The 21,080-nt window shown below is 72.4% G+C and carries 22 protein-coding genes; 15 read left to right on the forward strand and 7 right to left on the reverse strand.

Annotated elements, in window-relative coordinates; all coding sequences use genetic code 11:
• Positions 1-6 precede the first annotated feature (6 nt).
• Together ACYVLJ_RS21860 and ACYVLJ_RS21865 are read right to left on the reverse strand one after the other, a co-directional pair.
• Positions 7-651, reverse strand: a complete 645-nt coding sequence (locus tag ACYVLJ_RS21860; protein WP_460440063.1) for an alpha/beta hydrolase family protein — start codon at positions 649-651, stop codon at positions 7-9.
• Between the two features lie 132 nt (positions 652-783).
• A complete protein-coding gene (locus tag ACYVLJ_RS21865; RefSeq protein ID WP_460440064.1) occupies positions 784-1,449 on the reverse strand; it encodes a TetR/AcrR family transcriptional regulator in 666 nt (221 codons plus the stop codon).
• A gap of 69 nt (positions 1,450-1,518) precedes the next feature.
• Between ACYVLJ_RS21865 and ACYVLJ_RS21870 the strand changes: the two genes are divergently transcribed.
• A complete protein-coding gene (locus ACYVLJ_RS21870) occupies positions 1,519-2,685 on the forward strand; it encodes a helix-turn-helix domain-containing protein (protein ID WP_460440065.1) in 1,167 nt (388 codons plus the stop codon).
• A gap of 4 nt (positions 2,686-2,689) precedes the next feature.
• Here ACYVLJ_RS21870 and ACYVLJ_RS21875 read toward each other — a convergent pair whose 3' ends face one another.
• Both ACYVLJ_RS21875 and ACYVLJ_RS21880 read right to left on the reverse strand, forming a co-directional pair.
• Entirely contained in the window at positions 2,690-3,736 is a 1,047-nt protein-coding gene (locus ACYVLJ_RS21875) for a hypothetical protein (protein ID WP_460440066.1), read from the reverse strand.
• A 42-nt stretch (positions 3,737-3,778) separates the two neighbouring features.
• Positions 3,779-4,633 carry an SDR family oxidoreductase gene (locus ACYVLJ_RS21880; RefSeq protein WP_460440067.1) on the reverse strand — a complete coding sequence of 285 codons (855 nt, stop codon included), beginning with the start codon at positions 4,631-4,633 and terminating at the stop codon, positions 3,779-3,781.
• 118 nt (positions 4,634-4,751) lie between these two features.
• On the opposite strand from ACYVLJ_RS21880, the gene ACYVLJ_RS21885 reads away from it, so the two are divergent.
• The 8 genes from ACYVLJ_RS21885 to fgd all read left to right on the forward strand — a co-directional run bounded on the left by ACYVLJ_RS21885 (position 4,752) and on the right by fgd (position 11,358).
• Positions 4,752-5,156, forward strand: coding sequence for a winged helix-turn-helix transcriptional regulator (locus tag ACYVLJ_RS21885; RefSeq protein WP_460440068.1), 405 nt, complete (start codon positions 4,752-4,754; stop codon positions 5,154-5,156).
• 175 nt (positions 5,157-5,331) lie between these two features.
• The gene (locus tag ACYVLJ_RS21890; protein WP_451981302.1) at positions 5,332-6,099 is read left to right on the forward strand and encodes an SDR family oxidoreductase; all 768 of its coding nucleotides are present in this window, start codon (positions 5,332-5,334) and stop codon (positions 6,097-6,099) included.
• A complete protein-coding gene (locus tag ACYVLJ_RS21895; protein WP_451981305.1) occupies positions 6,096-6,974 on the forward strand; it encodes an SDR family oxidoreductase in 879 nt (292 codons plus the stop codon). The genes ACYVLJ_RS21890 and ACYVLJ_RS21895 overlap by 4 nt, the downstream gene beginning before the upstream one ends.
• Positions 6,974-7,714 (forward strand): enoyl-CoA hydratase/isomerase family protein, encoded by a 741-nt coding sequence (locus ACYVLJ_RS21900; protein WP_460440069.1) that lies wholly within the window; start codon positions 6,974-6,976, stop codon positions 7,712-7,714. Before ACYVLJ_RS21895 ends, ACYVLJ_RS21900 begins: the two co-directional genes overlap by 1 nt.
• Entirely contained in the window at positions 7,704-8,567 is an 864-nt protein-coding gene (locus ACYVLJ_RS21905) for a CoA transferase subunit A (RefSeq protein ID WP_460440070.1), read from the forward strand. The genes ACYVLJ_RS21900 and ACYVLJ_RS21905 overlap by 11 nt, the downstream gene beginning before the upstream one ends.
• The gene (locus ACYVLJ_RS21910) at positions 8,564-9,295 is read left to right on the forward strand and encodes a CoA-transferase subunit beta (protein ID WP_460440071.1); all 732 of its coding nucleotides are present in this window, start codon (positions 8,564-8,566) and stop codon (positions 9,293-9,295) included. Before ACYVLJ_RS21905 ends, ACYVLJ_RS21910 begins: the two co-directional genes overlap by 4 nt.
• Positions 9,292-10,347, forward strand: a complete 1,056-nt coding sequence (locus ACYVLJ_RS21915) for an NAD(P)H-dependent flavin oxidoreductase (protein WP_460440072.1) — start codon at positions 9,292-9,294, stop codon at positions 10,345-10,347. The genes ACYVLJ_RS21910 and ACYVLJ_RS21915 overlap by 4 nt, the downstream gene beginning before the upstream one ends.
• Before the next feature lie 6 nt (positions 10,348-10,353).
• Complete coding sequence (gene fgd, locus ACYVLJ_RS21920) at positions 10,354-11,358, forward strand: glucose-6-phosphate dehydrogenase (coenzyme-F420) (RefSeq protein WP_451981320.1); 1,005 nt, start codon at positions 10,354-10,356, stop codon at positions 11,356-11,358.
• On the opposite strand, the gene ACYVLJ_RS21925 is transcribed toward fgd, so the two are convergent.
• Genes ACYVLJ_RS21925 through ACYVLJ_RS21935 form a run of 3 tightly spaced genes read right to left on the reverse strand, consistent with a single transcriptional unit; the run spans position 11,359 to position 14,422 of the window.
• Positions 11,359-12,510, reverse strand: a complete 1,152-nt coding sequence (locus tag ACYVLJ_RS21925) for an acetyl-CoA C-acetyltransferase (RefSeq protein WP_460440073.1) — start codon at positions 12,508-12,510, stop codon at positions 11,359-11,361.
• Positions 12,511-12,518: 8 nt separating this feature from the next.
• A complete protein-coding gene (locus ACYVLJ_RS21930; RefSeq protein WP_460440074.1) occupies positions 12,519-13,280 on the reverse strand; it encodes an SDR family oxidoreductase in 762 nt (253 codons plus the stop codon).
• Complete coding sequence (locus ACYVLJ_RS21935; RefSeq protein ID WP_460440075.1) at positions 13,277-14,422, reverse strand: acyl-CoA dehydrogenase family protein; 1,146 nt, start codon at positions 14,420-14,422, stop codon at positions 13,277-13,279. The genes ACYVLJ_RS21930 and ACYVLJ_RS21935 overlap by 4 nt, the downstream gene beginning before the upstream one ends.
• 82 nt (positions 14,423-14,504) lie before the next feature.
• On the opposite strand from ACYVLJ_RS21935, the gene ACYVLJ_RS21940 reads away from it, so the two are divergent.
• Genes ACYVLJ_RS21940 through ACYVLJ_RS21965 form a run of 6 tightly spaced genes read left to right on the forward strand, consistent with a single transcriptional unit; the run spans position 14,505 to position 21,071 of the window.
• Positions 14,505-16,034, forward strand: coding sequence for a FadD3 family acyl-CoA ligase (locus ACYVLJ_RS21940; RefSeq protein ID WP_451981332.1), 1,530 nt, complete (start codon positions 14,505-14,507; stop codon positions 16,032-16,034).
• The gene (locus ACYVLJ_RS21945; protein WP_460440076.1) at positions 16,031-16,873 is read left to right on the forward strand and encodes an enoyl-CoA hydratase; all 843 of its coding nucleotides are present in this window, start codon (positions 16,031-16,033) and stop codon (positions 16,871-16,873) included. The genes ACYVLJ_RS21940 and ACYVLJ_RS21945 overlap by 4 nt, the downstream gene beginning before the upstream one ends.
• A complete protein-coding gene (locus ACYVLJ_RS21950; RefSeq protein ID WP_460440077.1) occupies positions 16,873-18,003 on the forward strand; it encodes an acyl-CoA dehydrogenase family protein in 1,131 nt (376 codons plus the stop codon). The genes ACYVLJ_RS21945 and ACYVLJ_RS21950 overlap by 1 nt, the downstream gene beginning before the upstream one ends.
• Complete coding sequence (locus ACYVLJ_RS21955) at positions 18,000-18,917, forward strand: acyl-CoA dehydrogenase family protein (protein ID WP_460440078.1); 918 nt, start codon at positions 18,000-18,002, stop codon at positions 18,915-18,917. Before ACYVLJ_RS21950 ends, ACYVLJ_RS21955 begins: the two co-directional genes overlap by 4 nt.
• Positions 18,914-19,930 (forward strand): acyl-CoA dehydrogenase family protein, encoded by a 1,017-nt coding sequence (locus tag ACYVLJ_RS21960; RefSeq protein WP_460440079.1) that lies wholly within the window; start codon positions 18,914-18,916, stop codon positions 19,928-19,930. Before ACYVLJ_RS21955 ends, ACYVLJ_RS21960 begins: the two co-directional genes overlap by 4 nt.
• 55 nt (positions 19,931-19,985) lie before the next feature.
• Positions 19,986-21,071, forward strand: a complete 1,086-nt coding sequence (locus ACYVLJ_RS21965) for a hypothetical protein (protein ID WP_460440080.1) — start codon at positions 19,986-19,988, stop codon at positions 21,069-21,071.
• The last annotated feature ends 9 nt before the right edge of the window (positions 21,072-21,080 follow it).

A 21,080-nucleotide genomic window follows, 5' to 3' on the forward strand; every position in this document is an offset into this window, starting at 1 on the left:
GGCAAGTCAGAACTCGCTCGCGGCGAAGGCGGCCGCGTCGGCGGCGTCGCTGCCGTAGCTCAGGTGGGCCAGGAAGTCGATGCCGCCGGACTGGCAGACCGGGTCGCCGTCCGCGCAGTAGTCCTTGGTGCGGCTCTGGTAGGTGCCGGTGACCTGACGGCCGGTCGCGCGGATCGGGTTGCCGAACAGGAGCACCGCCGCGATCCGCGGGGCGAGCTCCGCCGGGATGGTCGCGACGATCGGGCCGCCGACGAGCGCGCCGTCGCTGCTGACGCCGATCGAGTTGTCGACGACGTTGGCGCCCTGGGAGTAGCCGACCAGGACGAACCGCTGCTGCGGGCACGCCGCCGCCTGCGTCTTCACGTGGTTCACCAGGTCCGTGTTTCCTTTCTGGACCGAAGCGGGCTCGCCGAGGTCGGCGGGGTAGTCGACCCGGTAGCCGCTGGTCGATCGGGGCCGCAGCTGGTTCCGCAACGCCTGGTACACGGGGTCGCCGACGATGACGCCCAGCGTCCCGGGTTCGAACGTGCCGCGGGCGACGGGCACGTCGACGTCGGTGCACGGCGCGGCCGACGCCGCGGGTGCGGTGGCGACGGCGAGCCCCGCGGCGGCGAACCCGATCGTGGTGACGGTGGAAAGCAGACGGCTCATGGCTGATCACACCTCTGGTGGGAAAACCGGAATGTCCGCAAACGCTTTCCCGAAATGCGCGCCAAGGCAAGAGGCTGTTTCCGGCGACGGTGATAATTGTTTTCGCGGTGACAACCAGTCCGATGTGGACGCTCAGGTGGCGCACTGCCCGGCATCGACGTGGTCCAGCAGCGCCGGGTCGAGCCCGCGCAGCGCGGCCATCACGAACCCGGTGGCCAGCTCCCCGGCCGCGATCGGGTCGACGCCGGGGGAGTGCGAGACGTGCATCGCGGCCCGGCCGACGAGGCCGACCATCATCGCGGCGAGCAGCTCGGCGCCGGGGCCCGGCGTGCGGCCGTGGGCGACCAGGTGCGCGCGGACCTGGTCGACGACGTGCGTGGTGACGGTGTCCGCCAGTGCGCGGCGCTCGTTCGACATCTCGTCGACGGCCGAGTCGAACACCATCCGGAAACCGTCCGGGTGCGCGCTCGCGTAACTGAACATGGCCATCACGGCGAGCCGGACGCGCTCGGCCAGCGGGCGCGGGCTCGCCGTCTCGTACGCCGTGAGCACCCAATCCCGCAGTGCGGCGACCTCGCGGGAGACGGTTGCGCGGAACAGGGCGGCTTTGTCCCCGAAATGCGCGTAGAGCGTCGGTTTGGTGGAGTCGGCGCGTCCGGCGATCAGGTCCATGGTCGCCTGCGCGTACCCGCGCTCGGCGAACACCGCGCGGGCGGCGTCGAGCAGTTCGCCGTCGGTGGGCCGGGCGGCCGGGCTGCGGCGAGTGCTGGATCGATCAGGGGAACTCCGCCGGCTCATGAAGGTGTAGCTTACGGTTCCCCTGCTTTACTGCTCGGTAAAGCAGGTTCTCCCCGGGGAGGAAACCTGGTGTCCGGCGACAGTGCTCGGCAGCCCGTCCCGGTGACGGCGGAGGTGTCCGGACGGGCCGAGCTCGCGGCCCTCATGCGTCCGGCCGTCCCGGCGCTGGTGGACTGGATCGTCCGGGAGGTGTGGCGGGCCGTCCCGGGGTACGCGCGGCACGGCCGGGTGACCCGCCGCGGCGTCGAGTGCGCGGTGGTCCTGTTCGTCGACTTGGTCGAGGACCCGCTCGCCCCGAAGGACCGGTTGCACGAGACGTGCCGGCGGCTCGGCGCGGGCGAGGCGCGCGAGGGCCGGACGCTCGACGACCTCCAGACGGCCTACCGCGTCGGCACCCGGGCGGGCTGGCGCGGGATCATGCGGCTGGGGCGGCGGCACCGGCTGTCGTCGGCGGTGATGGCGCGCCTGGCGGAGATGCTGTTCGGCTACGCGGACGAGCTGGCCCGGATGTCGGGCCGCGGGCACCGCGAGGTGCAGGCCGAGCTTGACGGGACCCGCACGGGCCTGCGCCGCCGGCTGCTGCGGTTGATGACGGGTCCGGTGGCGGTGACCGAGGAGGTCCTCGCCGACCTCGCGGCGGCGGCCGGCTGGCCGGTCCCGCGCGAAGTGGCGGCCCTGGCCCTGGAGTCAGCCGCTCCCTTCGTGCCGGGGTTCGACGTCCTGGCCGACCTCGAGCCACCGCACCCGTACCTGCTGGTGCCGGCTCCGGTGGACCCGCGGCTCTGCGCCGGCCTCGGTGTCCGGGTGGCCGTCGGTCCGCCGGTCCCGCCGCCGGCCGCGGCGCATTCCCTGCGCTGGGCGCGAACGACGGCACGGCTGGTGGCGGACGGCGCGCTGCCGGACGTCCCGGTGACGTGGTGTGCCGAGCACCTGACGACGTTGTGGCTGCTGTGCGACGCCGCACTGGCGGACCAGGTGGGCCGGCAGGAGCTGGCCCCGCTGGACCGCTTCCCGGAGCGCACGCGCCGCCGCCTGGGCGAGACCTTGCTTTCGTGGCTGGAAAACGGCGGCAATTCGGAACGGATCGCGGTGGCCCTCGCGGTGCACCCCCAGACGGTCCGCTACCGGGTCCGGCAGCTGAAGGAGGCATTCGGCGAGCGGCTGGCGGACCCGGAGGCGAGGTTCGCGATGCAGGCGGCGTTGCGTGCTTCGGCGTTGCGTTCCCGGGGCGCGTGAACCCTCAGGCCGACCGGAACAGCAGGACGTCGTTCACGCTCAGCGTGCAGCCGGACGGGCCGCCGGTGGGCAGCGACTGCGTGAGCCGGACTTCCGGCGCGCCGGGGTGCAGGAAGCCGTGGTACGGCAGGGCCCACCGGGCCGGCCGGACCGGTGCCGCGGTCGCCGAGAGAGCCAGCTGGAGCGGCACGGACAAGACCGGGTCGGCCCGCACCGTCACCGTCACGTCGAGGGCGCCGGCCGGCCGGACCACCACGCTGTTCCACCACACCGAGAGCGGCCCGATCCGGATCGGGCCGGGCCCGGCCGGGCGGAGCTCCAGCCGGCCGGCCGTGCGCAGGCGATCGTCGTCGTCCTCTTCGGGCTCCAGGAAGTCCGAGCCCGGCTCGAGGGCGCGGACGGCCCCCACGGCCTCGGTGAGGTCGGCCGCCTCGGCCAGCAGGTCGAGGGCGAGCTCCACCACCTCCGAGGCGGCGTCGAGGATTTCGTCCGCCAGCTCGTCGATTCGCTCCTCGCGCCGCGCTCGGAAGACCGGCCGGCCCGACCGCCCGAGCTGCTCCCGCGCGCGTTCGTAGGCCGCGGGTCCGACCACCGGCATCGCGCCGATCAGGGCTTCGAACGCGGACTTGTTCAGCAGACCCCACGCGACGCGGGCCGTCTCCCGCCTGCCGAGCGCGACCGCGCACAGCACCAGGTACCGCTCGGCCACCGCGACCTGCAGCGGCGTCCGGGCCGAGGCGCCGGCGTCGCGGAACAGGTCACGGGCGCGGACCAGCTCGTCCGCCCGGACGCGCGGGTCCCTCGTCGTGCCCGCGTCGAGCAGGGTCCGCAAGCCGGCTCCGATCGCGGCCGAGTACCGCTGCTCCAGCACCTCGTCGAGCCGGCCCTCGATCGCGGACAGCTTCTCGCCCAGCCTGTCCTCGCTCGCCGCCAGCGCGCCCACCAGCTCGGCGGACACGCTGCCGAGCTCCTGGTTGCCGGTGAGGGCGCCGATGACGCCGGAAACCCCGTACTTCGCGGCGATCATCGTGATCGCGGTCAGCGGCTCCACACGGAGCAGCCTAGAGAACCGGGGCGCCCGGCGTGCGCGGCTTCAGTTCTTCAGCAACGCCGCCACGGACTCGGCGAGCGGGGTGGTCGGCCGGCCGATGAGCCGGCTCAGGTCGCCGCTCGACGAGCTCAGCTCGCCTTCGGCGATGCCGCGGTCGGCGTCGGCCAGCATCGCCGCGACCGCCTCCGGCAAGCCGGCCTCGACCAGGACGCGGCGGTGCTCGTCGGCGGAGAGGTTCCGGTAGGTGACGGGTTTGCCCGCCGCGGCGGAGACGGCGGCCGCGAGGTCGGCGTAGCTGAAGTCCTCGTCGCCGGCCAGCTCGTACACCCGGCCTTCGTGGCCGTCGCCGGTCAGGACTTCGACGGCTGCCTCGGCGAAGTCGATCCGCGGGACGGCGCCGAGCCGTCCCTCGCCGGCGCTGCCGGCGAACGACCCCGTCGCGACGGCCTGGGCGATCGCCTGCGTGTAGTTCTCGGTGTACCAGCCGTTGCGCAGGAACGTGAACGGCACGCCCGACGCGCGGATGAGCTCTTCGGTGGCCTTGTGGTCCGGCGCGACGAAGATCTTCGTCGTGTCGGCGGCCAGGACGCTGGTGTAGGCGAGGTGGCGCACGCCCGCCTCGCGCGCGGCGTCGACGACGGCTTCGTGCTGGGCCAGCCGCTGGCCGGGCGTGCTGCCCGAGACGAGGAGCACCTTGTCCGCCCCGGCGAAGGCCGTGGCGAGGCTCGCGGGGTCGTCGTAGTCGGCCCGGCGCACCTGGACGCCGCGCGCCGCGAACTCGGCGGCCTTCTCCGGGTCGCGCACGGCCGCGACCACGTCGGCGGCCGGCACCTTCTTCAGCAGGCCTTCGACGACCAGGCGGCCGAGCTGGCCGGTGGCACCGGTGACCACGATCATCTGCGTCTCCTCGCTCTTGGGCTACTTACCTGCAGAGTGTACTAACTTTGAGAAAGTGCCAACTGTTGGTGAGCGTCGTCACCTGGGATTCGGTGGCCGGGGAGGTACCGTTGAGGGCATGAGCGCGGCGCCGGAGTGGCTGGACGAGCACGGACAGGTCGTGTTCGACGTCTTCGCGCAGGCCTGCACGTCCCGCGCGACGCTCGAGCACATCACCGGCCGCTGGGGCATCCTGGCGATGGCCGCCCTCCACGACGGCACGCTGCGCTTCAACGCGCTGCGCCGCCGGGTTTCCGGCGTCAGCGAGAAGATGCTGGCCCAGACGCTGCAGGCACTCGAGCGCGACGGCTTCGTGCACCGCGAGGCCCAGCCGACCATCCCGCCGAAGGTCGAGTACAGCCTGACCCCGCGCGGCCGCCGGACCGCAGGGCTGCTGCTGACCCTGATCCAGGACGTCGAGGGCCAGATGCCCGAGGTGATGGAAGCCAACGCGAAGTACGACGCCGCGAAGCGCGACTCGTAACGCGTTCTAGTTCGCGTGGAGGAGCCGCACGGCTTCGAGCTGGGGATCGCTGAGCAGGGCGTCGATCAAGGTCGTCGGTCCGGCGACCGTGTCCGTACATCGCCTTGAGTACCCGCGCAGCGTCCGTTGTGCCGCCGACCTTGCCCAAAGGTGGAACGTGTTCTAGTTTTGAGGCGTGAAGACCGATCTGGGCCTGGCCGGCACCGTGGTGCTCGTGACCGGGGGCGTCCGCGGGGTCGGCAAGGGCATCGCCGACGTGTTCCTCGCCCACGGGGCCCACGTCGTCGCCTGCGCGCGGCACGAGACCCCGACCGCGGCCGAGTTCGCGCGGTGCGATGTCCGCGACGAGACCCAGGTGAAGGCCCTGGTCGACGGCATCGTCGCGAAGCACGGCCGGCTCGACGTCGTCGTCAACAACGCCGGCGGGGCCCCCTACGCCCCCGCCGCGGACGCGTCGCCGCGGCTGCACGAGAAGGTCGTGCAGCTCAACCTGCTCGCGCCGCTGCTCGTCGCGCAGCACGCCAACGCCGTCATGCAGCGGCAGGACGGCGGCGGGGCGATCGTGATGATCTCCAGCGTCAGCGGCACCCGCGCGTCGCCCGGCACCGCGGCCTACGGCGCCGCGAAAGCCGGGCTCGACAACCTCACCGCCAGCCTTGCCGTCGAGTGGGCGCCGAAGGTGCGCGTCAACGCGCTCGACGTCGGCATGGTCCGCACCGAGCAGGCCCACCTGCACTACGGCAGCGAGGCCGCGGTCGAGGCGGTCGGCAAGACGGTGCCGCTGGGCCGGCTCGCCGAGCCCGAGGAGGTGGGCGCCTGCGCCGCGTTCCTCGCCTCCGGCCTGGCTTCCTACGTTTCCGGCGCCACCCTGCGCGTCCACGGCGGGGGTGAGGTCCCGGCGTTCCTCGCCGCGGCCGACGTCAACCACCAGGAGGATTCGTGAGCAGGTTGTGCCAGGACCGCGTGGTCGTCGTGACCGGCGCCGGCCGCGGCATCGGACGCGCCCACGCGCTGGCCTTCGCGGCCGAGGGCGCGCTGGTCGTCGTCAACGACGTGGACGGGGACGCGACCGCCGAAGTCGTCGCGGAAGTCGGGGAGCGGGGCGGGAAAGCCGTCGCGAACACCTCCGACATCGCCGACTGGACCGGCGCGAAACAGCTCGTCGACACCGCGCTGGAGAACTTCGGCCGCCTCGACGTCCTGGTCAACAACGCGGGCTTCGTGCGGGACCGCATGCTGGTCAACCTGGCCGAAGACGAGTGGGACGCGGTGATCCGCGTGCACCTCAAAGGCCATTTCGCGCCGCTGCGGCACGCGGCGGAGCACTGGCGTGCCGAGGCGAAGGCGGGACGGACGCCGCGGGCCCGGGTGATCAACACCAGTTCGGGCGCCGGACTGCTGGGCAGCGTCGGCCAGGGCAACTATTCGGCGGCGAAGGCGGGGATCGCCGGACTGACCGTCGTCGCCGCGGCCGAGCTGGCGCGCTACGGCGTGACGGTGAACGCGATCGCGCCGGCCGCGCGGACCCGGATGACCGAGGCGGTGTTCGCCTCGATGGCGCGTCCGGACGAGGGTTTCGACGCGATGGCGCCCGAGAACGTCTCGCCGCTGGTCGTCTGGCTGGGCAGTGAGGAGTCCGCCCACGTCACGGGCCGCGTCTTCGAGGTCGAGGGCGGCAAAGTGGCCCTCGCCCAGGCCTGGCGGCACGGCCCGGAGACCGACAAGGGCGACCGCTGGGACCCGGCCGAACTCGGGCCGGTCGTCGCCGGCCTGCTCGAGCGCGCGCCCGAGCCCGAACCCGTCTACGGAGCGAGCTGATGGGCATCCTCACCAAGCGCGACGCCCACGTCGAGGTCGTCACCGTCGACTTCCCCCCGGTCAACGCGCTGCCCGTGCAGGGCTGGTTCGATCTGGCCGAGGCGATCAAGAAGGCCGGCGAGGACCCGGATGTCCACGTCGTCGTCCTGCGCGCGGAAGGCCGCGGCTTCAACGCGGGCGTCGACATCAAGGAGATCCAGCGCAGCGCGGGGTACGACGCGCTCGTCGGCGCGAACAAGGGCTGCTACGCGGCTTTCGGCGCCGTCTACGACTGCGCCGTGCCGGTTGTCGCCGCGGTGCACGGTTTTTGCCTCGGCGGCGGCATCGGGCTGGTCGGCAACTCCGACGTCGTCATCGCCGCCGACGACGCCACCTTCGGCGTCCCGGAAGTCGAGCGTGGCGCCCTGGGTGCCGCGACGCACCTGGCCCGGCTCGTGCCGCAGCACCTCATGCGCACCCTCTACTTCACCGCCCGCACCATCACCGCCGCCGAGCTGCACGCGCACGGTTCCGTCTACCAGGTCGTGCCGCGCGCGGAGCTGGACGACGCCGCACTGGCCGTCGCGCGGGACATCGCGAAGAAGGACCCGCGGGTCATCCGGGCGGCCAAGGAGGCCCTGAACGGCATCGACACCCAGCAGGTGCACCGCAGCTACCGCTTCGAGCAGGGCTTCACCTTCGAACTGAACCTGCTCGGCGCGTCCGACGAAGCCCGCGAGGAGTTCTTGAATGGCCGATAAGCGCACCACCGCCGACGAGGTGGCGGCGGAGCTGAAGGACGGCATGACGATCGGCATCGGCGGCTGGGGCTCGCGGCGCAAGCCGATGGCGCTGGTCCGCGCGATCCTCCGGACACCCGTTCGCGACTTGACGGTGGTCTCCTACGGAGGTCCCGACGTCGGTCTGCTGTGCGCGGCGGGCAAGGTCAAGCGGGTGGTGTTCGGGTTCGTCACGCTCGACACGATTCCGTTCGACCCGTGGTTCGGCCGCGCCCGCGAGACCGGCGCGATCGAGGTCACCGAGTACGACGAGGGCATGTTCGGCGCCGCGCTTTCGGCTGCGGCGCAACGGCTTCCGTTCCTGCCGATGCGGGCCGGGCTCGGCTCGGAGGTGATGCGCGCCAACCCGGACCTGCGGACCGTGCGCTCGCCCTACGCCGACGGCGAAGAGCTGGTCGCGGTCCCCGCACAGCACCTCGACGTCGCGCTCGTGCACCTCAACCGCGCCGACGCCCGCGGCAACGCCCAGTACCTCGGCCCGGACCCGTACTTCGACGACCTGTTCTGCCTGGCCGCCGAGAAGAGGTTCGTCTCGGTCGAAAAGGTCGTCGAGACGCCGGACTTGCTGGCGGGCGGCCCGGTGCAGTCGCTGCTGCTCAACCGCGGCGCGGTCGACGCCGTCGTCGAAGCCCCGCGCGGCGCGCACTTCACCACGGCGGTGCCGGACTACGGCCGGGACGAGCGGTTCCAGCGCCACTACGCCGCCTGCGCCAAGGATCCCGAGGCCTGGCCGGGCTTCGCGGACCGGTTCCTCTCGGGAGACGAGCGGCAGTATCTGTCCGAAGTGGACAAGTTCGAGGCGGAGGCGGCATGAGCGCGACCCGGGCCGAGATCGCCGTCGTGGCGGTGGCCGAGCTGTTCCGCGGCGACGGCGAGATCGTCGCCAGCCCGATGGGCCTGGTCCCGCAGCTGGGCGCGAAGCTCGCGCGGCTGACGTTCGCGCCGGACCTGCTCATGTCCGACGGCGAGGCGTACCTGGTCACCCCGGACGGCGAAGTCGAGGGCTGGCAGCCGTTCCGCAAGATGCTCGACACGATCGTCCCGCACGGCCGCCGGCACGTCGTGATGGGCGCCAACCAGGTCGACCGCTACGGCAACCAGAACATCTCCGCCATCGGCGACCACGCCCGGCCGAAGAAGCAGCTGCTGGGCGTGCGCGGCGCGCCCGGAAACACCGTCAACCACCGCACGAGCTACTGGGTGCCGCGGCACAGCACGCGCGTTTTCGTGGACGCCGTCGACGTGGTTTCCGGGGTGGGCTACGACAACGCGGCGAAGGCGGGCCCGTCGGCCGAGAAATACCACGACGTCCACCGGGTGGTCACCAACCTCGGCGTGTTCGACTTCGCCACGCCGGACCACTCGATGCGGGCGGCGTCGCTGCACCCGGGCGTCACCCGCGAAGAGGTCGAAGCGGCGACGACGTTCCCACTCGACTTCACCGGCACCGGGACCAGCCGCGAGCCCACCGGCGAAGAGCTGCGGCTCATCCGGGACGTGCTGGACCCGAAAGCGTTGCGCGACAAGGAAGTCCTGGCGTGAAGACCGCGCTGACCGAGCTGGCCGGGATCGAGCACCCGGTCGTGCAGACCGGGATGGGCTGGGTCGCCGGCCCGCGGCTCGTCTCGGCGACGGCCGAAGCGGGCGGGCTCGGCATCCTGGCCTCGGCCACGATGACGTACGCCGAGCTGGAAGCGGCGATCGCGGAAGTCAAGAAGCGCACCGAGAGGCCGTTCGGCGTCAACCTGCGCGCGGACGCGACGGACGCCGGAGACCGCGTCGACCTGCTGATCCGCGAGGGCGTCAAGGTGGCGTCGTTCGCGCTGGCGCCGCGCAAGGAGATGATCGCGAAACTGCGTGACCACGGGATCGTCGTGGTGCCGTCGATCGGCGCCGCGAGGCACGCCGAGAAGGTCGCCGCGTGGGGCGCCGACGCCGTCATCGTGCAGGGTGGCGAAGGCGGCGGGCACACCGGGGGAGTGGCCACGACGCTGCTGCTGCCGTCCGTGCTGGACGCCGTCGACATCCCGGTGATCGCGGCCGGCGGGTTCTTCGACGGCCGCGGGCTCGCCGCCGCGCTCGCGTACGGCGCGGCGGGCGTCGCGATGGGCACGCGGTTCCTGCTGAGCAAGGAGAGCACGGTCCCCGACGAGGTCAAGCGCGTCTACCTGGAGCAGGGGCTCACCGGGACCGTCGTCACCCGGCGCGTCGACGGCCTGCCGCACCGCGTGCTGCGCACCGAGCTGGTCGACAAGCTGGAGCGCACCGGGCGGATCCGCGGCCTCGCGCAGGCCGCGCGCAACGCCCTGCGCTTCCGGAATATCACCGGACTGTCCCCGGTTGCCATGGTCAAGGAAGGCTTCGCGATGAAGCACGGCAACGCCCTGACGTGGAGCCAGCTGGTCATGGCGGCGAACACCCCGATGCTGTTGCGCGCCGGGCTGGTCGACGGCCGCACGGACGCGGGAGTGCTAGCGTCGGGGCAGGTGGTGGGCATGATCCACGACCTGCCCACGGTGGCCGAGATCGTCGAGGGCACGGTGGCCGAGGCGGGTGAGATCCTTCGCCGCCTGGGCCGGGAAACGGGAGGATGAGCGAGGGTGGCGCTGAAGGTCGGTTACAAGGCGTCCGCGGAGCAGTTCGGGCCGCGGGACCTGGTGGAATACGCCGTGCGCGCCGAAGAGGTCGGCCTCGACTCGGTGTGGGTGTCCGACCACTTCCTGCCGTGGCGGCACGAAGGCGGGCACGCGCCGTGGGCGCTGGCCTGGATGCCGGCGGTGGCCGAGCGGACGAAGCGGGTGCAGATCGGCACGAGTGTGCTGACCCCGACGTTCCGGTACAACCCGGCGGTGATCGCCCAGGCGTTCGCGACGATGTCGCTGCTGTCCAACGGCCGCGTGATCCTCGGCGTCGGCACCGGTGAGGCGCTGAACGAGATCGCCGTCTCCGGCCGCGAGTGGCCGGAGTTCAAGGAGCGTTTCGCGCGGCTGCGCGAGTCGATCAAGCTGATCCGCGAGCTGTGGACCAGCGACAACGTGAACTTCAAGGGCGACTACTACGAGCTGGTGGACGCCAAGATCTACGACCGGCCGGAGCAGCCGGTGCCGGTGTACGTCGCCGCGGGCGGCCCGGTGGTGGCCAAGTACGCGGGCCGCGCGGGCGACGGGTTCATCTGCACCTCGGGCAAGGGCATGGACCTCTACACCGAGAAGCTGATGCCCGCGGTGAAGGAGGGCGCCGAGGCGGCCGAGAAGACCGTCGAGGACGTCGACCGGACCATCGAGATCAAGCTGTCCTACGACCGCGACCCGGAGAAGGCGCTGGAGAACACCCGGTTCTGGGCGCCGCTGTCGCTGTCGGCGGAGCAGAAGCACACGGTGTCCTCGGCCGAGGAGATGGAGCGGCTGGCCGACGAGCTGCCGATCGAGCAGGTCGCCAAGCGCTGGATCGTGGCGTCCGACCCGGACGAGGCCGTGGCGCAGATCAAGCCGTACCTGGACGCGGGCCTGAACCACCTGGTCTTCCACGGCCCGGGCCACGACCAGGAGCGCTTCCTGACCCAGTTCGGCGAAGACGTGCTGCCGAAGCTGCGCGCCCTGGGCTGATCACAGCCGTTCGATGATGGTGACGTTGGCGGTCCCGCCGCCCTCGCACATCGTCTGCAGGCCGTAGCGGCCGCCGCGGCGCTCCAGTTCGTGCAGGAGCGTGGCCAGGAGCTTCGTCCCGGTTGCCCCGATGGGGTGGCCGAGGGCGATGCCTCCGCCGTTCACGTTCACGCGGGACGGGTCCGCGCCGGTCTCGTCCAGCCACGCCAGCACCACGCTGGCGAACGCCTCGTTGACCTCGAACAGGTCGATGTCGTCGATGCCGAGCCCGGTTTTGCGGAGGGCCTGCGCCGTCGCCGGGATCGGGCCGGTCAGCATCCACACCGGGTCCGCCGCGCGCACCGACAGGTGGTGGATGCGGGCCCGCGGCTTGAGACCGTGTTCCTTCACGAACGCTTCCGACGCCAGCAGAGCCGCGCTCGCGCCGTCGGAGATCTGGCTCGCCACCGCCGCCGTCAGCCGGGAGCCTTCGCTCAACGGCTTCAGGCCGCGCATCCGCTCCACCGACGTGTCCCGGCGCGGCCCCTCGTCGTGCCGGAAGTCGTCGACCGCCGCGGTCTCCGCGTCGAACCGGCCTTCGTCGATGGCGGACAGGGCCCGCTGGTGGCTGCGGAACGCGTACTCCTCCATGGCTTCCCGGCTGATGTCCCAGTGCTCGGCGATCATGTCCGCGCTGCGGAACTGCGACACCTCGACGCTGCCGTAGCGCTCCTGCCAGCCCTTCGACCCCGAGAACGGGTCCTCGAAGCCGTACTCGCGCCCGGCGAGCATCGCCGCGCTGATCGGGATGCGGCTCATGTTCTGCACGCCGCCGGCCAGCACGAGGTCCTGCGTCCCCGACATGACCGCCTGCGCCGCGAAGTGCACGGCCTGCTGGCTCGACCCGCACTGCCGGTCGACCGTCACCCCGGGCACGTGGTCGCCGAACCCCGCGGCCAGCCACGCGGTCCGCGCGATGTTGCCGGACTGCGGGCCCAGGGTGTCCGTGCAGCCGAGGATGACGTCCTCGACGAGGTCCGGGTCGACGCCGGCGCGGTCGACGACCGCCTGGATGACGTGCGCGCCCAGGTCCGCGGAGTGCCGGCCGGACAGGGCGCCGCCGCGCCGGCCGACCGGGGTGCGGACCGCGTCGAGCAGGAAAGCTTCGGGCACGGCAACTCCTAGGGGTGCTGGCTGCTGACGGAGACGACTTCGCCGGTGAGGTAGCTCGCGTAGTCGCTGGCGAGGAAGACCATGACGTTGGCGACCTCCCACGGTTCGGCCGCGCGGCCGAACGCCTCGCGTTTCGTGAGGTCCTCGAGGAGTTCGTCGCTGGTCACCTTCGCGAGGAAGGGGTGCATCGCCAGGCTGGGCGCGACGGCGTTGATCCGGACGCCGTGCTCGGCCGCGTCGAGGGCCGAACAGCGCGTCAAGGCCATCACCCCGGCCTTCGCGGCCGCGTAGTGCGCTTGACCGGCCTGGGCGCGCCAGCCGATGACGGACGCGTTGTTGACGATCGCCCCGCCGCCGCCCTGCGCGACGAACTGCTTCAGCACCGCCCGCGTACACCGGAACGTGCCGGTCAGGGTGATGTCCAGAACGCGGGACCACTCGTCGTCACCCATCTCGAGGACGGACTTCGTGCCGCCCAGCCCGGCGTTGTTGATCATCACGTCGACCCGGCCGAAGTGCTCGGCCGCGCCGTCGACGAGCGCCTGGACCTGGTCTTCCCGCGTGACGTCGCACGGGATGGCGTGCACCGCGCCCAGCTCGGCGGCCTTCTCCTTGAGCCGCCGTTCGTGCCAGTCGCTGATGACGACCTGCGCGCCCTCCTCGAGGCACCGCTTGGCGACGGCCGAGCCGATGCCGGTCCCGGCCGCGGCGGTGACCACCACGACCTTGCCGGACAACAGGTCGTGGCCGGGTGGGTAGTGGGGGATCACGGTCGGGCCTCCCGGGGCAGGCCGAGCACGCGCTCGGCGATGATGGTGCGCTCGATCTCGTCCGAGCCGCCGTAGATCGTGTCGGCACGGGTGAACAGGTACAGCCGTTGCCAGTCGTCCAGCTCGCCGCCCTCGGCGGTCAGCGAACGCGCACCCCGCGCGCGCACGGCCAGCTCGCCCAGGCCGCGATGCCACTGCGCCCACAGCAGCTTCCCGACGGCGACCTCCGGCCCGGCCGGGCGCCCGAGCGTCCTCAGCGCGTGCGCGCGCAGGACCCGCAGGCCGATCCGGGCGCGGGTGAGGTCGTTGCGCAGCAGCGGGTCGTCGTACGTGCCGAGCCGCTGGGCCTCGGCGACGATGTCGTCCAGTTCGCGGCGGAAGCCGATCTGCTGGCCGAGCGTCGAAACACCGCGTTCGAACCCGAGCGTGGCCATCGCGATCTTCCAGCCGTCGCCGGGCTCGCCGACGATCAGGCCCGCGTCCGTGCGGGCGTCGTCGAAGAACACTTCGTTGAACTCGGACGTCCCGGTCAGCTGCTGGATCGGCCGGACCGTGACGCCGTCCTGGCGCAGCGGCACCAGCAGGTAGGACAGCCCGTGGTGGCGCCGCGACCCCGGTTCGGTGCGCGCCACGACGAAACACCAGTCGGCCACGTGGGCCAGGGAGGTCCAGATCTTCTGGCCGTTGATCACCCATTGGCCGTCGCGCACGACCGCCGACGTCGAGACGGCGGCGAGGTCGGATCCGGCGCCGGGCTCGGAATAGCCCTGGCACCAGAGTTCCTCGACGGCGGCGATCTTCGGCAGGAACCGTTCGCGCTGCCCGGGTGTGCCGAACGCGATGAGCGTCGGGCCGAGCAGCTGCTCGCCGATGTGGTTGACGCGCGCGGGCGCGCCCGAGGCCGCGTACTCCTCGTGGAAGGCGACCTGCTCGTCCAGCGAAAGTCCGCGCCCGCCGAACTCGCGCGGCCAGCCGACGCAGGTCCAGCCCGCGGCGGCCAGGTGCCGTTCCCAGGCCAGGCGCAGGTCGAAGGCCTCGTGCTCGCGTCCCGGGCCGCCGAGGCCGCGCAGGTCCGCGAACTCGCCGGTCAGGTTGTCCGCGAGCCAGCCCGCGACCTCGCGGCGGAATCGCGTCGGTTCCACGCACGCCTCCTTGCTGCCGGGCCCGTCCGGGACCTAGGGTAATGAGAACACGTTCTAGTTTGCCGGTCCAGAGGAGGGTGTGGTGGGACAGACCACGATCCCGGCCGTCGTCCGCGATGCCGCAGCGAAGTTCGGCACCGCGGAGGCACTGGTCGACGGCGGCGTCCGGCTCGGATTCGGCGCTCTTCTGGAACGTGTTCAGACGGTCGCGCGGGCCTTCGCGGCCCGGGGCGTCGCGCCCGGCGACCGCGTCGCGATCAACCTCCCGAACACCCACCACTGGGTCCTGACGGCCCTGGGCGCGCTCTACGCGGGCGCGACGCTGGTGCCGGTCAACACCCGGTTCACCGCCGCCGAGACCGTCGACCTGCTGGTCCGCAGCCGCGCGAAGGCGCTGGTCGTGGCCGCGGACTTCCTGGGCGCGGACCGGCACGCGGCGATCCGCGACACCGGCACGGCGCTGCCGGACCTCGGCACGGTCGTCCGGGTGCCCCTGGCGCAGCCGCACCGGGACGTGGCCGGCACGCTGGGCTGGGACGAGTTCCTGGCGGAGGCCGAAGGCGTCACGGCGGCCGAAGCCGAGGCGCGCGCGGACGCGGTCAAGCCCGACGACGTCAGCGACATCCTCTTCACCTCGGGCACCAGCGGCCGGTCCAAGGGCGTGCTGTCGGCCCACCGGCAGGCGGTCGACGTCGCCGCGGCGTGGGCGGACTGCGGCCGGGTCACCGCCGAGGACCGGTACCTGGTGATCAACCCGTTCTTCCACAGCTTCGGCTACAAGGCCGGGATCCTCGTCGGGCTGCTGACCGGCGCGACGATCGTGCCGCAGGCGGTGTTCGACGTCCGGGCCGCGCTGGCCGTGATCGAGCGCGAGCGGATCTCGGTCCTGCCCGGCGCGCCGACGATCTTCCAGTCCCTGCTGCACGAACGCCGCGGCGATCTCCCGTCACTGCGGCTGGCCGTCACGGGCGCGGCGACCGTGCCCGCGTCGCTGGTCCGCCGGATGCGTGCCGAGCTGGGCTTCGACATCGTCCTGACCGCGTACGGGCTCACGGAAGCCGTGGTGGTGACCATGTGCCGGCCCGGCGACGACGCCGAACTGGTGGCGAGCACGTCCGGCCGGGCCACCGCGGGGTTCGAGGTGGCCGTCCAGGGCTCGCCGGGCGAGGTCGTGGTGCGCGGGCCGAACGTGATGCTCGGCTACCTCGACGACCCCGAGGCGACCGCGAAGGCCGTCGACGAGCAGGGCTGGCTGCACACCGGCGACGTCGGCGAGCTGGACGGCGCCGGCAACCTGACCATCACCGGCCGGCTCAAGGACATGTACATCTGCGGCGGCTTTAACGTCTACCCGGCCGAGGTCGAGCACGCGCTGACCGAGCTGGAGGGCGTCCGCGACGTCGCCGTCATCGGCGTCCCGGACGAGCGGCTCGGCGAGGTCGGCAAAGCGTTCGTCGTCGGGGAAGGACTGACCGCGGACGACGTGATCGCGTTCTGCCGCGACCGGCTCGCCAACTACAAGACCCCGCGGTTCGTCGAGTTCGTGGACGAGCTGCCCCGCAACGCTTCCGGCAAGGTGCTGAAGCGGCTGCTCAGTGAGGAGAAGGCATGAGCGACGTCGTCCGCTACGAACGCCGCGGGCCGGTCGCGGTGGTGACGATGAACCGGCCCGAGTACCGCAACGCCCAGAACTCGGCGATGACCTACGCCCTCGACGACGCCTTCGCCCGCGCGGTCGACGACGCCGAGGTCAAGGTGATCGTGCTGGCGGGGGCGGGCAAGCACTTCTCCGCCGGGCACGACATCGGCAGCCCGGGCCGGGACGCGGACCAGTCGTTCGACCGCCGCGCGGTGATGTGGTGGGACCACACCGACCGCGCCGGCGGGGACCAGCGGTTCGCCCGCGAGTCCGAGGTCTACCTGGGCATGTGCCGGCGGTGGCGGGAGATCCCGAAGCCGATGGTCGCGAGCGTCCAGGGCGCGTGCATCGCGGGCGGGCTGATGCTGGCCTGGGTGTGCGACCTGATCGTCGCCGCCGACGACGCGTTCTTCGCCGATCCCGTGGTGCGTATGGGGATTCCGGGTGTGGAGTACTTCGCGCACCCGTGGGTGCTGGGGCCGCGCGCGGCGAAGGAAGTGCTGTTCACCGGCGAGCGGTTCACGGTCCAGCAGGCCAAGGAGTGGGGGATGGTCACCCGGATCGTCCCGCGCGCGGAGCTGGAGCAGCGGACCATCGAGCTGGCGGAGAAGATCGGCGGGATGCCGCAGTTCGGGCTGGCGCTGGCGAAGAAGGCCGTCAACCAGGCCGAGGACCTGATGGGCCTGCGGTCCGGAATGGACTCCGTGTTCGGCCTGCACCACCTCGCGCACGCCCACAACGCGGAGACGTCGGAAGACTCGCTCGGCGGGCAGTCCGCGCGGTCGATGCGCGACGCGGACAAGGGGGCTTGATGGACCTCGACATCGACGAGGCCTCCGCCGCTTTCCGCGACGAGGCACGGGAATGGCTCAGGACGCACGTCCGGGCGTTGCCGTCGATGGACACCGCCGAGGGCTTCGCCGCCCATCGCGAGTGGGAGGCCGAACTCGCCGACGCGCGCTGGTCGGTTGTGTCGTGGCCACGCGAATACCACGGCCGCGACGCGTCGATGCTGCAGTGGCTGCTGTTCGAGGAGGAGTACTACGCCTCGGGGGCGCCCGGCCGGGTCGGCCAGAACGGCATCTTCATGCTCGGGCCGACCCTGTTCGCGCACGGCACGCAGGAGCAGCGCGACCGGATCCTGCCCGCGATGGCGACCGGTGCGCAGGTCTGGGCGCAGGCGTGGTCGGAACCCGAGGCGGGCAGCGACATCGCGGCGTTGCGCAGCACGGCGGTCCGCACCGACGGCGGCTGGCGGCTGTCGGGCCAGAAGACCTGGAGTTCCCGCGCGGCCTTCGCCGACCGCGCGTTCGGTCTCTTCCGCACGGATCCCGACGCCCAGCGCCACCACGGTCTGACGTACTTCATGGCCGACCTGCGTGCCGACGGCGTCACGGTCCGGCCGATCCCGCAGCTCGACGGCGAGCCCGGGTTCGCCGAGATCTTCTTCGACGACGTCTTCGTGCCCGACGAAGACGTCATCGGGGAGGCCGGGCAGGGCTGGCGGGTCGCGATGACGACGGCCAACAACGAGCGCGGCCTGTCCCTGCGCAGTCCCGGCCGGTTCCTCGCCGCCGCCGACCGGCTCGTGGACCTCTGGCGCTCGGAAGGCGCACCGGAGTCCACCAGGGACCGGGTCGCCGACGCGTGGATCGGGGCCCGTGCCTACCAGCTCTACACGTTCGGCACGGTCAGCCGGTTGCAGGACGGCGGTGCGCTGGGCCCGGAGTCCAGTGTGAACAAGCTCTTCTGGTCGCGTTTGGACGTTTCCCTGCACGAGACCGCGCTCGATGTCCTGGGCCCGGCGGCCGAGACCGACCGGGGCTGGGTGGACGGCTACCTGTTCTCCCTCGCCGGCCCGATCTACGGCGGCACCGACCAGATCCAGCGCAACACGATCGCCGAGCGGCTGCTGAACCTGCCCCGGGAGGCCCGCCGATGAGGTTCCAGCTGTCGCCGGAACAACGCCAGTTCTCGGCGTCCCTGCACGACTTCCTGGCCGGTGCGGACACGGCGGCGGTCGCGCGCGCCTGGGCCGCCGGAGAGCCCGACCGCGGCCTGAAGCTCTGGCGCGGCCTCGCCGAACTCGGCGTCCCGGCCCTGCTGGTCGACGAAGACCTCGGCGGTTCGCTGGTCGATGTCGTCGTGGCGTTCGAAGCACTCGGCTACCACGCCGTGCCCGGCCCGCTGGTCGAGACGGCCGCCGTCGCGCCGTCCGTGCTGACCGGCGACCGGCTCACCGCGCTCGCCGAAGGGGACCTCCTGGCCACGGTCGTCGCGCCGCCGGAAGTCCCCCTGGCCCTGGACGCCGACGTCGCCGGCGTGGTCCTCGACCTCGACGAGGGCGAGGTGTCCGACGTCGCGATCGAGCTCGTGCGATCCGTCGACCCGGCCCGGCGGCTGTTCCGGATCACCGGCACCACCCGGCCCGCGGCCGCCGACCCGGTGGCGTTCGACCGCGGCGTCCTGGCCGTGTCCGCGCAGTTGCTGGGCGCGGGCCAGTGGCTGCTCGACGCGTCGGTCGCCTACGCGAAGCAGCGCAGCCAGTACGGCCGGGCCATCGGCGAGTACCAGGCGGTCAAGCACCTCCTCGCCGATGTCGTGACGCAGCTCGAACTCGCCCGGCCGCTGCTGTACGGCGCGGCCGTCGCCGGGGACACCTTCGCCCGGGACGTCTCCGCGGCGAAGGTCATGGCCGGCGACGCCGCCTACCTCGCCGCGCGCACGGCCCTGCAGGTGCACGGCGCCATCGGCTACACGGCCGAGCACGACCTCGGGCTGCGGCTGACCAAGGTGCGGGCCCTGGCCGGCGCGTGGGGGACCGGGGCGTTCCACCGGGCCCGGGTGCTGCGATGACCGACCCCCTGGAAACCGAAGAGGCCGTCGCCCTGCGCGAGGCGGTCCGCGCCCTGCTGACGCGGCGATCGGGTCCGGAGGCCGTCCGCGCCGCGATGGAATCCCCGCTCGGCTACGACGACAAGCTGTGGTCGACGCTCTGCGAACAGATCGGCGTCGCCGCCCTCGCCGTTCCCGAACGGTACGGCGGCGCGGGCGCCGGACTCGCCGAGGCCTGCGTGGTCCTGAGCGAACTCGGCCGGACGCTCACCCCCGCGCCGATGCTGGGCTCCGCCGTGCTGTGCGGGGAAGCGGTGCTGCGCACCGGGAACGACGAAGCCTGCGAACGGCTGCTGCCGGGCATCGCCGCGGGCACGACCCTCGCCGCCCTCGCGTGGTCCGACGAAGCCTGGTCGCCGGGCTTGACCGCGTCCGGCGCCGGCCTGGACGGCCGCGCCCACTACGTCCTGGACGGCGACCTCGCGGACGTCCTTCTGGCCGTGGCGCGCACTTCCGACGGCTTGGGGCTGTTCGAAGTGCCGCTCGACGGCGTGCGCCGCGAGCGCGTCACAAGCCTGGACCCGACCCGGCGGCTCGCCGTGGTCGAGTTCTCGTCCACTCCCGCCCACCGCCTCGACACCGCGGGGTTCGACGAGTCCCTGTGGGACACCGCGGTGATCGCCGTCGCCGCGGAGCAGGTCGGTGCGGCCGGCCGCGCGCTGGAACTCACGGTGGAGTACACGAAGCAACGCCGTCAGTTCGGCCGCGCGATCGGGTCGTTCCAGGCGCTGAAGCACCGGATGGCCGACGTGCACGTCCACGTCGAAGCGGCGCGGTCGGCGTTGTACGCGGCCCTGGCCGACGGGGACGCCGAGGCCGTCATGACCGCGAAAGTCGTGTGCGGCGAAGCGTTTTCGCACGCGGCGGCGGAGATGATCCAGCTCCACGGCGGCATCGCGATCACCTGGGAACACGACGCCCACCTGTACTTCAAGCGCGCCCACGGGACGGCGCGGCTGTTCGGGACTCCGTAACCACCCCGCCTATCCCCGGGTGTCCTCGAGTCTCCGACAGAGCAGGAGTTCGAACGTGGCACCGAGAATCACCCGGGCGCTGGGCCTGATCACCGCACCGGTCGCGCTCGCGGCCGCCGTCGCGCTGGCACCCCCGGCGCAGGCGGCCGGACCCGTCCACTACACCGTCACCTTCATCGGCTCGAAGAACCTCCCGTTCGGCAACGCGCCGTTCGGCATCAACGCGGCCGGCCACACCGCCGGCCTGGGCACCTTCCGCGGCAGCGGCCAAACGGCCTACCTCGGCACCGGCCCGGCGCAGCTCACCAGCCTGCCGGGCCTGGACACCACCGACCCGGACCTGGCCACCGCGACCGAAGCGTTCGGCCTCAACGACAGCGATACCGTCGTCGGCACCGCGTACCTGAACTTCCCGATCCGGCAGGACGCGGTCGTCTGGCACGGCGGCGTGCCGGCCGACCTGGACATCCCCCTCCCCGGCGACGAGGAGATCCACGCCGTGGCGATCAACGACGCCGGCCAGATCGCGGGCAGCGGCCTCGACACGGGCAAGGCCTGGCTCTACCAGAACGGTTCCACCACGATCCTGCCGGACCTGCCCGGCGGGCAGGTGGCCGAGGCCTTCGGCATCACGCAGGACGGCCAGGTGCTGGGCGTCGCGTCCGCGACCACCGACACCCACCACGCCGAGGCCGTCGCCTGGCGCACCGGCACCGTCGTCCCGCTGGGCAGCCTGGCCGGCAGCACGTGGTCGGAAGCGCACGCCATGAACGCCGCCGGGATCGCGGTGGGGGCCGCCGGGTTCAACGGCGACGAGTTCGCCCCGCGCCACCCGGTGCTGTTCGCGCACGGCCAGGTCACCGACCTGTGGCCGGACCTGGGCGGCAGCACCTCCGGCACGGCGTTCGCCGTCAACTCCGCCGGCACGGTCGTCGGCGACGGCCGCGACGGCTGGGTGTACTCCGGCGGCGTCCGGACCGATCTGGACCGGCTGATCCCGGCGAACGCCGGCGTCACGATCACCGCGGCCTGGGCGATCAACGACGCCGGCCAGATCGCCGCGACCGCGCACCTCAAGAACGGCACCACGACGCAGCGGACCCCGGACTACGCGGTCCTGCTGACCCCGGTGACCGGCTGACCCGGCGGG

The organism is Amycolatopsis stemonae, from assembly GCF_054781455.1.